This window comes from Oligoflexus sp. (assembly GCF_035638955.1).
Taxonomy (GTDB): Bacteria; Bdellovibrionota_B; Oligoflexia; order Oligoflexales; family Oligoflexaceae; genus Oligoflexus.
On sequence record NZ_DASQYZ010000450.1, the window covers coordinates 1 to 10591 of the forward strand.

Genomic DNA, 10591 nt, shown 5'->3' on the forward strand with positions numbered 1-10591 from the left:
GTCCAGCGGCAACTGTTCAAACCAAGTGCGAAGAGAAAAACCCGGCTGCATAGTCGGGGCTGTGGATCCACGCGCGCGTTACTTGAAGGGGGACCTTGCGTTTTTTACAGGGGAACTGTCCGGCTGCTGGACCCATCCTGAAATTTCCAGAATCCTGACCGTTATCCATCCTGGAGCCGGAATTCCTCGATGGCAATCCGACTCAGGTTCTCGCCACGATCAATTATCGAACCACGAACGCTTCACAAGGTAGCCGTCGGTTAGAGTCCGCGTACGATCACAGGCTTCAACGACACCACCGCCCGAACTCTTCGCCAGAACCTTAACGTAGACTCCGCCATCGACCAGCACGGAAGGGTCGACACTCTTCAGATAATTTTCCCAGACCGCCTCCTCGATGTTCGTCTTAAGGTCGACGTCGCCACCGTGATAACCCTTGATATGTCCAGCTGTGCAGGAATCTGGCAAGAAAGCGAGACTGAATGAGTACTCGTTTTTATGGAAGTCCCAACGGTTGTCCCAATGATCCTGATAGCAGTCATGGATTCTATTACGGGCTTCGTGACGTGCCGCTGCGATGGTCCAGGCATTGCCTTCAGCCTTCAGATGGTTGATCGAAACGCTGCTCTTCCCGCCCGTGGCATTGTCCTGGTATTGGATTTCAATCCAGCCGTTGCAGGTACGGGTGAAGGTGGCTGCTTGCAAACTCGAAGAGATTGCCAAAAGAACGCCAGCTGTCATAATCGCATTCAGTTGCATTTTTGTTCCTCCTTTGTAATTTTGTCTGACATGAGAAACGTAAAATAAAATGACGATCGCAGCGAGGAAAGAGCATCGGTTCTGAAAAAGGAAAGGCCACATTTTGTGGCGAGCCTGAGGCAGCTCATGCCGTCAGGCGAATGGCCAAATATGGAAAAGGCATTGGTAAACCTTCTGCTTTTTGTAGTCTGCATTGGGGTCCTGGGAGTACTGTTCGATCAGCTTTTTAAGACCAAGACGAATCTCGGGCAGATCCGAGGGATAAAATGTGCAGGCAACCGAATGAAAGAAGGTATCAGGATCATGGAAATGGTTCCGCAAACGGGTCAAGGACTCTTCTGTGATCTGCCTAACCAGCTTTTTCACTGAAACAGAACCGGCAAGGTTATCGAGAACGATGGCCAGTCGTTGATCCTTGACCTCAAGGACACCCGTCTGACGCAATTGCGCAACGGTCTCCCGAATCCGGGACTCAGCAAGCCCGAGAAGTCGGGCCGCTTCTCCGTAGTCGATTGCATCGAGTCCTATATTTTGACTACGGGCCACCTGGATCAGATAAACGATGAGGCCGGGTACGTACCACTCCATACGGAGCAGGCGCGGGTTTAAAATGAGACTTTGAGATTTTTTGTGCTGCGTAAAACGTTCACGTCGCAGCTGATAGAATGAGGTTTGAACAGGATCACGCGACTGATGCAGGAGCACCATCGTTTCAAAATACTCATGCTGTTCGTAGGATAGCTTCAGGCAGCTGGCAATACGGTGAATATGTTCGATGGTGTACTGTCGCTGGCCATTCAGCAGCATTTTTAGCAGGCTCAGGCTAATCCCAAGCCGTTTAGCAAACGCAGACCAGGCAATGCTGGTGTCAAACCTTTTTTGGGATGTGTAGACCGCTCTGAGGTAGTCGGAAGGATTGCTATACGCGAGGATATCGACGCGTCCCTCCGATAAGTGATCCTGCTTGGTCTCTTCGCCCATCGCCCCCCCTACTCGACATCCACATGCACCCAGTTACCGCCACTAACCGAACTGGGAGTTCCATTCCAACAGTCGAAATCCAGTGTAACAACTCGACCTAGGCGCATTTGGTAGTGGCCGATACAGAGTTTGGGCTGACCAAATTTCGCGTCATAGCGCAAAGCAAAGGCTCGTGGAATATCGCTGCAATGATAAGCCCGAATCTGCTCCGGCTCAATCGGGACAGCTTGGGTCAGGATAGGGCCCGAGGACGACGAACTGCCGCTTGGCTGCTGCAGAACACGGCGACGCACTGCGCTCACAAAGCTGTCATAGACAATCTTAGGAATGACCATCTTGCTCTTTGAAGCACGGGAAAACTCAGAGAGAGACCTGTTGCTCAGGGAGCTCTCCGCAGACAGGGTTGTCAAATCCGTGGGATGCGGATCGCTGCTGCGGCAACTGCCCGTCGGACCTGCCAAGGCAAGACCCGAAGTGCTGAGAACTACCCCGAGAAGGCAGGTTTGCAGTTTCATAAAAAATTTCCTCGCAAAACTGAGTGTTGGTGCTAATCAGTTACGCTGCCAGCATTGCCCAAAACTGGGTCGGACGATAGACCGTTCGCAAGCTTTTGCAAAGTCCCGGGTCACAATTTGTGTTCTGGCTCATTCTGGTTACCATCGCTCAAAATGTCGACTAGGCATGGTCAGGAGCTTGGGACAAGATTCATTTCAACTCAGGAGCCTTGGTAGCCAAGACATATAGAGGCATGAAAGCGAACTGTTTAGGGTAGCGGTCAGGATTGCAGAAAATTCCGCCATATCGACGCCAACGCCAGGTGCAGTGCGGAATGGATCCATCGCCCTGACGCGCAAGGAATTGCAGCTGCCGGCCGACTCCGTTACCGGCTTTGTCAATGCTGTCACGCAAAAAAGGCTTATTACCAACGCAACCTGGCCCAGAATAAACGTCCAGATCCGTTGCGGTAGAAGTCTGTCAGAGGAAATGGTGGGTTTTTAAACGAATCCTGACCATCCCCCATAAAGCCTCAAAATTTCAGATCGAAAGATATTCGATCGGGAAGGATATGCCAACTAACCTGAGTGGTATCATGATGCGAGCTTTTCCAGGGCGTGGTGAAGATAAACAACTCCGAAGTTAACATTCCCCACAGAAAGCGCCGTCCAGCAACCTGAGGGCGCTTGTCAATCCAGGCAATGGCACCTGCTGCTAACACCTGCTCGGTCAGGACGAAGACCTGAAAGCCTACTGATCGCCTGCGATTGATTTCCAGCCTTGTGTCATCCAGAATCCGTTGTCCTAGGGCTACTTTGACTTCTCGTTGACTGGGCGTCACTTCTGGACTTTGATGAAATTCCCTCAAAAACGCAGCCGGCATCGGATTGAACAAGGTGCTGAAGAGACCTGAACCAGATGTTACAACGCTGACTCTGGCATCAAATTTCTGCTCGTTCGAAGTGGAATCGGCAGCGAGCGTTCGTGCCTGCAAAGCTAATGATCCTGTAAAAAACGAAGTCCATCCGTATTGCCAATAGGCTGAATGAACATGGAGCTTCTCAAGATCCTGCTTGACTCTATCAAGTTCAACGGTTTGATCGACTACACCACCAAAAGCCTTACTACTGACAAGGAGCAAGCAAAAGCAGAATGATCTGAAGTAGAGCTTTGGCATCGTCGAAGGACCTCATCTAAAGGTAAGCAAATTGGGTTTTGGTGAGTAGACAGGTCAGGTATCAATAGCCTTCTGTCCCACCGAAACAGGCGATGCGGATCCAGGGCCGGAGTTGGGGGAAGGACTGAAGCCCTTCGCCCCTGGCCCCCCATCCCGTGGACTGGCTCCCGGCCAGTGAAGTGAACGGCTTGAGGAACTCAAATCCAGCGTAACTCCCTTTTCAAAAATACATTCTGGTACATCTACAGACTCGGAAAAAGCACATGGAACCCGTAGGGTTCCAACATCTAAATTTTTCACATGCGTCGATTGGTTGTGGATGGCAGTGGCTCGCCGAGTGGCAACTGTCGCCACAGCGGCAGAAACATGTGAAGGCACCAGACGCAGAATAGGACTTTTCGGTCCACGCGGCTGATGCCGGTAAATGGACCTGCAGATGGGCTCAGCATTTCGGATGCTCCAGCTGCCCCCCTGTGCAGGCATCCGATCAGCAAGCACCCGGACTGCTGCCTCAGCGTCTGCCTGCGGAACGAGGGAGTGCTTCATCTGCACTGCGGCTTTGTATAACCAGAGGTTCCGTTGACCGTCCGGCACATCATCAGGCAAACAGCTGGTCTCGCCAGATGATGGAGGTCTTGACACTACTTCGCGCTCATCGGCATGCGCTCTTCCCTCCACAATAGCGGCTGCGCGGTCGGCAAGGACGATGGAGGGGGTGCATCTGAGATTATAGCCACGTCTCCCACCCAATCTTTCGATCTCAAGCCAGCGCATTTTATCTGCACGGCCCAGAAATGACCGATAGAATGACGACTGATCCATGCCTGAAATTCGGCAAATGTCCCTCATGCTCATATTGATCATGCCGCCAAAGCCGATGATTCCCTGGATATGGATAAGCAGGCGGGCCAGCTTTTTTTCCATCCGAAAATCGGGGTGGAGGAACTGCGAGGCCCGTTCGGTCTTGCGAATATACACAACGGCTGGATGATCCCTATATGCCTCGTACAGCTCGCTGATAACGAAATGCCGGACATTATGTACCCATCTTCGCCGTGCTTCGTTTGCGTAAAGCAGCTTTTGGGGATTACGAAAATTTGGCATCCATCTGTTTGCACCGCTTGCTGCGATATCGGCGCCCATTCCGTGATAGTTGAGGACACCTATCAGAAGAGTCTGCAAATGCACTGCCCGGGAGTGAATCGCGGCGTTTTCATCACAGAGCTGGAACGGACTGAGAGGAATTGCTATCGATAAACCTCTGCCGCCGCTGGATCGTGTAATATATGCTATGGCCTCAAAAAGCCTGGGCTCAAGGACTTTAAGATGTTCGCATATAAGCGGACAGGATATCCGTCCCTCATCATCCACCCATCGATCGTCAAGATTCGGATTGGAAATATCCAGGTCGAGATGCAGGAAAAGTTGTGTCCAGCTGTCCTTCGTTGGATTGTAGACAGCCGTCTTGATGAGCCCTGCGGCTTCGGGATTGATACGCCGCTCGCCATGCAGTTTGAGCTCAACGACGCGGACTTTTTCCCCAGCAGTCGTCCGGACCATAAACCCATGAACATAATGTCCCGCAGCCTCATATCCACCAGGCGAAGTTGAGCGCTTCCGGTTGCGTCGTCCCCCCTTGCCACCATTAGGAAGTATGCGAGGAGCTGGGGCCTGGCTCGCTATAACACCGTCGAATTGTTTTGACGCAAAACCCATGCGGGCCCCCTTCCATGGGGTTAATTTTTCTTTAATGGCGTATGCCCTGGGCTTGCATTTTGCGTCACGCACACGGTAAACTAACAAAATGCAGCGCCCCCCTCGCGCGGGCGCAAAGGTTCCTTGGATCGTTGCTTTTCAAGAAAGCCGATCAGAGAAGGCCTTTTCGGTCAAAAACCGGGGCGTACCACCTAAACAGTGGTGGACTATTTTGGGACTCGCGGGCTCACACAGACAGGCTGTTAAATCCATCGAATGTGCGCGCCGCAAAAATCAAGTGACCTAGAAGCTAAAAAGACTGTGGTACCAGCACAGTCTTTAGAGCGAGCGAAGTCAAAAATCCTTCCACTCTTTTTGCAACTCTGCTTGATAGCCCATAACCACAACAACTATATCTGATCGCCAATTGCGGGCTCATGCAACCACAAAAGTTAAGGCCAAATGCCACAGTGAACTTGTTGTCTCCCGGATTGTCTCCCGGATTGTCTCCCGGATTGTCTCCCGGATTGTCTCCCGGATTGTCTCCCGGATTGTCTCCCGGATTGTTCTCCCGGATTGTCTCCCGGATCGGGCCTCTAATACTTTGCCTTCTAAATCACATCACGAGATGATCTCAGCGTCGCTTACTTCTCCTTTCCTCAATCGATCGGAAGTATTCTATAGCCATGGGATTGACCCTATAACATTGATATCCATGCCTACTCATCTTGCTCAATGACTTGTCGCAAATAATCCATCCTTCTTGCGTCAATCGTCTTATGATCTGCTTGAGGTTTGTTTTAGTTAGATTCAATGCGCTGCATAACTCCGAGTGAACAACGCGATCAGTTGTCCCTGTATTTGAGCTAAGCGCCTTTCGTGATAGGTGCTCAAGTACCATGTACTTTGATGACCCTTTTCTATATTTAAGATCATCAGTATTGATAATATATAATTCATTATAATTTTGGCTAGTTATACCACTTTCTGTCGCCTGGATTGTCTCCCGGTTTGTCTCCTGGATTGTCTCCCGGTTTGTCGCCTGGATTGTCGCCCGGTTTGTCGCCCGGTTTGTCGCCCGGTTTGTCGCCTGGATTGTCTCCTGGTCTGTCGCCTGGATTGTCGCCTGGTTTGTCTCCTGGATTGTCTCCCGGTTTGTCTCCTGGATTGTCTCCCGGTTTGTCTCCTGGATTGTCTCCCGGTTTGTCGCCTGGTTTGTCGCCTGGTTTGTCGCCTGGATTGTCTCCCGGTTTGTCTCCCGGTTTGTCTCCTGGATTGTCTCCCGGTTTGTCTCCTGGTTTGTCGCCTGGATTGTCTCCCGGTTTGTCGCCTGGATTGTCGCCTGGTCTGTCGCTTGGATTGCCTCCTGGTCTGTCGCCTGGCTTGCCTCCTGGTCTGTCGCCTGGCTTGCCTCCTGGTCTGTCGCCTGGCTTGCCTCCTGGTCTGTCGCCTGGCTTGTCTCCTGGTCTGTCGCCTGGCTTGTCTCCTGGTCTGTCGCCTCAATTGTCTTGTTGTTCTCTTTTGGTCCGACAGCTCCCTGCCGATCAGTTTGAGACTTGTTTATATTTTCTAAAGAGTCACTGGCCGATTCATCTAAAATTTGTCGTTCATAATCTCGCGGCGTCACTCGTACACCAGATGCCCGTTTATTCTCGAACGGGTTTTTCTTTAGCGCCATGAGCCTTCTCCGCACACTCTTCGCCAAATCTCTTTGGCAGCATCATAATAGTCGCGAGCGAGTTCACTCTTGGGATTGTATTCAATCGCGGATTGCCTGAGCGTCAGGGACTCCTGCCCAGCAATTGCTCTGCGGATAGGAGTATGAACAACCAAATCAGGATATTGGTTAAGGTATGCGCCATAGATCTGAGAGCTAAGCTTATTTTTTTCATGCAATGTCGGAATAAGCATCAAGCTGTCCCACTTGAGTTTCATTTCTTTTTGAAACTCAATAGTGGTGCTTATATTGGTTTCAAGAGCCTGATAACTACCAAGGTCACATCCAATCGGTGATATAACTACGTTTGCAGCAGTAAGAGCGTTTTCGATTAAAAGATTCCAATTTGGACTATTATCGATTATGACGACATCATAATCATTAATGATCGGCTTTATGACCTTATCGTTCAAAACATATTCTCGTCTCTTTGCATCGCGAATATGCTTCTCAAGAGGCCCAAGCCCAGGTGTTTCAGGGATAATGTCTAACGTAGGAAGGTCTGTCTCTTGAATGGCATCTCTTACATCGACACCCTTGAGAACAATATCAGCCACTCCCTGATATGATCTGAGTTCATCCAAAGTTTCAATAGCAACCGGGTGCAACGCCAAATCAGTAATTGTGCCCTGAATATCAAGGCCAATAATCAAAACTCGAATCCCATTTATCGCGAGTATTCTGGCCAAACTATAGCTTAACGTACTCTTGAGCACGCCGCCTTTTGCGGTGTAAACACATATCACTTTCGATGTTGCCGGCTTCTTCAAAAAACCATACTTGTTGCCAATGGCCGGAATCTGGTCAATAGACCATCTTCTGACATCGATTTTTCCTCTTTTCTGCCTCTCAGCTACTGGGATGTGACCCGCACGTTCCGCAGAAATAAGTGTTTGTGGTGCTCCATCGTTCATCAGGAACAAATGCTGGAGTTCAGTTGATGTGAAGAACTTCTTATCGGTATCAGCCATGTTAAACATCTCTTGGTTCTTTTAGCTTTTAACATAAAAAAACAGCAATAAACCTATGATGACATGGCCAGACATATCGTACAACGTAAAGTTGCCTAGATCACTAAAAATTTCTAGCGTAGATCTTTCATATAGACAGGGTAGTGTTGAGCAATGCGTAAAAAAGCAACAATATTTGCTTAAAATATAAACAGAAAACCTCCTCCATAGTTTCCTCCATGTAGTAAGTGCCAAAATATATTTGTATGGGACTGTTGCTCTTTCATGGGCGCGCACAGACTAACAGCACCCGACTTTCCCATCCCGCACCAGCCCATTGGTAATCCACATGCCCCCTGAAAAGCACCAGTCGAACTTTGCAATGCGCTACGATGAAATCCAAGGGGTCAACAGATCTTAATGCGGCAAGCATCTTGGGCTTCCAGCGAACATATCCACGCGATCCAGGAATGGCACATGCTGCTGAAGATCTTCCACAACTTTCGCTGAAAGATACCCTCTAATCCCGCCCCCAGAAAAAGAAAGTATGAGAATTTTTTTCATCGTTACCTCGAATCAGACAGATACTTCCAACACGGCTCCGACATCTTCCAACCTTTTATTCCTGATACCTCGAATAAGCTCCGATGTCCTGGTTCGACGCCGGTACTGTCCCGCCTTTGCCTTCAGATCGAACCTTTTAAAGGCCTTCAGGTCATCGCGGGCAAAGAAAGTCACATCGTCGCCTGTCAGCGGATCGTAAAAGCCAAGATATCCACCCTCGGCAAGACTGCAGCTCGATATATTGTCGAGGTGATTATTCCGGCCAATGCTCTCCGAATACGGCGTGAAGTAGTTGGGATAAACGAAGTCTGAGACCAGGACGGACTTACGATTAATCTTGATTGGATATGATTGGCATTGCACGGGGTCAGCGGCTTCGCGCCAGAGGAAAACATGACGCTTTTCATGCCTCTCAGGATGCTTTGACAGATGATACGCGTCACAATATGGATTTAGCGCCAATTCCAGGATCTCATGACTTAGCGTGACGCTCCATGGTTCATCATCAAGAAGGTTCACAAAACAAAATCCATAGGGGATACCGGTTTTTTTGACAACATCATGGTAACCCTGACAGTCAGCCCGTCCGTGATTCGTGAGAAAGATCACGGCTCCGGCATCCACCTCCCTAAGTTCAAGTTTTACCGGCGCAACTTTGCAAACGACCCGGATTTGCCACGCTGGGAAAAAGTGCTTCAATAGCTGCTGATTTATTGCATTCACGGCCAGGGCGACTTCGTCCCGATTGATATTGCTGCGATTGACAACCTGAATTGTAAACACACGACCTCCATATTGCTTGAATCAGCATGGAGATGTGCGTCACGCAAATCAACTCGGAACAACAACCGGGAAAAGGGGTTGAGAGAGGAGCCATTGGGAGCGGAATTCAAACCTAAGAATTTCTTTTCATGGATAAGCCCTGGTAGAAGTGAGGCTATCGGCCAGCTTTAGAGTGGATTTTGAAACTTTTTTCGGCTCCAATTGCCTATCCAAGTCGGGATATCTGACAAAGGAGGCAGAATAAACTTCTGAGATAAAATTTCTGCGGCTCCAAAGAATATTGCCTTTCCCGCAGGAAATATGCGCCTGGCTGAGCCAGGGCTCAGCCGGAAGCAAAATGTCTTGTGGCCCCATAGGTTGATTCAATTTTATCACCATGGAGGTTGAGATCAGTATTCCTTTATTTTTCTTAACTTTCGCCATTCGGACGCTGTTCCTGTCCTGTGCGCAGCTTCGGCGTCGTCCAGACAGCTGCATTGCGCTCTAATGCCGCTCTGCTACCGCCAGGACTTTGAAAATTTCAGCGAATCACGGGGTATTCAGATCACAGAAATTAAAGTCAATAATTTCGAGGCCTTATGACAGCGAACATTTACCTCAATTCTGCCTCCAAAAAACCTCCCTTAAAAAATCAGCAACCATGTCAAATAACTCACTTTTTTATGGCCAATTTGAGACGCTAGAGACTTTACTATTAACCCAAAAGACAACTACCGATGAATCAGCTGTCAGCCAAGATCACCATGGTTAGTTCTCTTCCACTTGCAGATCAGAATAAGCGAAGCCAGAAGCAGTCTGTACTAGCTAGTCATACACTTTATGACATATAAGTCATTTAGTCATGTTTCATTTATTCCTTGATAAGCCCTGTCCGCCAAATGACGGACGGGGTAAATTCCTCACTCAATAAATGCACCCTATTTTGATCGCAACTCCTGGTTATTTGGCGTGGGTTGCGATCGAGGTTCTATTAGGTGGCAACCGTCGAGTGTAATAGTTGGTCATTAGCCCTTTTCAGGGTGACGACTGGATAGACGAGAGGAGATCATGGGCTGGGAGATCATAGCCTTGACACAGATGGATTTCGACCCGAAGGAACCATATGGCCCCGGGTTCTCGACGAGCTGAAGGCATTCACTAGGCCGCAGCCTTCGGGCAAAGGCCAAATTCATTTTAATAGGAGTGGACCGTGAGCCTCACTGACAAAGAACGCATTGAAGCTCTCATCATCGACGGACGTCTAGCGGAAAAAGAAGGCAGGCAGATTTTGAAAACGCTCGACTCTGTGGAGGGACGGACGAGGCCGCAGACTTCGGGCAAGGCCAAATTCATTTTTAACTCGCCCCTAGCGAGATTGAAAGCTGAACTTCTCCTCGGTCGCATGAGCGATGAGGCTTTCGAGCGTTTTCATAAACGCCTCACTATTATAATGGGAGTCATGTTCACAGCGGTATTCACGCTGGTCAAGAT

The 10591-nt window shown here is 49.4% G+C and carries 11 protein-coding genes; 2 read left to right on the top strand and 9 right to left on the bottom strand.

Going from position 1 to position 10591, the window contains the following annotated elements; all coding sequences use genetic code 11:
* Positions 1-219: 219 nt before the first annotated feature.
* The 5 genes from VE954_RS36780 to VE954_RS36800 all read right to left on the bottom strand — a co-directional run bounded on the left by VE954_RS36780 (position 220) and on the right by VE954_RS36800 (position 4594).
* Entirely contained in the window at positions 220-759 is a 540-nt protein-coding gene (locus VE954_RS36780) for a hypothetical protein (RefSeq protein WP_324962539.1), read from the bottom strand.
* Between the two features lie 132 nt (positions 760-891).
* Positions 892-1740 carry a TIGR02147 family protein gene (locus VE954_RS36785; protein ID WP_324962541.1) on the bottom strand — a complete coding sequence of 283 codons (849 nt, stop codon included), beginning with the start codon at positions 1738-1740 and terminating at the stop codon, positions 892-894.
* An 8-nt stretch (positions 1741-1748) separates the two neighbouring features.
* Positions 1749-2255 (bottom strand): hypothetical protein, encoded by a 507-nt coding sequence (locus VE954_RS36790; RefSeq protein WP_324962543.1) that lies wholly within the window; start codon positions 2253-2255, stop codon positions 1749-1751.
* A 512-nt stretch (positions 2256-2767) separates the two neighbouring features.
* Positions 2768-3412, bottom strand: a complete 645-nt coding sequence (locus VE954_RS36795) for a hypothetical protein (RefSeq protein WP_324962545.1) — start codon at positions 3410-3412, stop codon at positions 2768-2770.
* A gap of 54 nt (positions 3413-3466) precedes the next feature.
* A complete protein-coding gene (locus VE954_RS36800; protein WP_324962547.1) occupies positions 3467-4594 on the bottom strand; it encodes a hypothetical protein in 1128 nt (375 codons plus the stop codon).
* A gap of 144 nt (positions 4595-4738) precedes the next feature.
* Between VE954_RS36800 and VE954_RS36805 the strand changes: the two genes are divergently transcribed.
* The gene (locus VE954_RS36805; protein WP_324962548.1) at positions 4739-5023 is read left to right on the top strand and encodes a hypothetical protein; all 285 of its coding nucleotides are present in this window, start codon (positions 4739-4741) and stop codon (positions 5021-5023) included.
* A 718-nt stretch (positions 5024-5741) separates the two neighbouring features.
* Here VE954_RS36805 and VE954_RS36810 read toward each other — a convergent pair.
* From VE954_RS36810 to VE954_RS36825, 4 genes are all read right to left on the bottom strand, one after another.
* Positions 5742-6785 (bottom strand): hypothetical protein, encoded by a 1044-nt coding sequence (locus VE954_RS36810; RefSeq protein WP_324962551.1) that lies wholly within the window; start codon positions 6783-6785, stop codon positions 5742-5744.
* Positions 6776-7795, bottom strand: a complete 1020-nt coding sequence (locus VE954_RS36815; protein ID WP_324962553.1) for a ParA family protein — start codon at positions 7793-7795, stop codon at positions 6776-6778. Before VE954_RS36815 ends, VE954_RS36810 begins: the two co-directional genes overlap by 10 nt.
* 555 nt (positions 7796-8350) lie before the next feature.
* The gene (locus tag VE954_RS36820) at positions 8351-9121 is read right to left on the bottom strand and encodes a hypothetical protein (RefSeq protein ID WP_324962555.1); all 771 of its coding nucleotides are present in this window, start codon (positions 9119-9121) and stop codon (positions 8351-8353) included.
* A gap of 126 nt (positions 9122-9247) precedes the next feature.
* Complete coding sequence (locus VE954_RS36825) at positions 9248-9544, bottom strand: hypothetical protein (protein WP_324962557.1); 297 nt, start codon at positions 9542-9544, stop codon at positions 9248-9250.
* 766 nt (positions 9545-10310) lie between these two features.
* Here VE954_RS36825 and VE954_RS36830 point away from each other — a divergent pair.
* Positions 10311-10591 (top strand): hypothetical protein (locus VE954_RS36830; protein WP_324962559.1); only part of this gene is annotated, 281 nt, incomplete at its 3' end.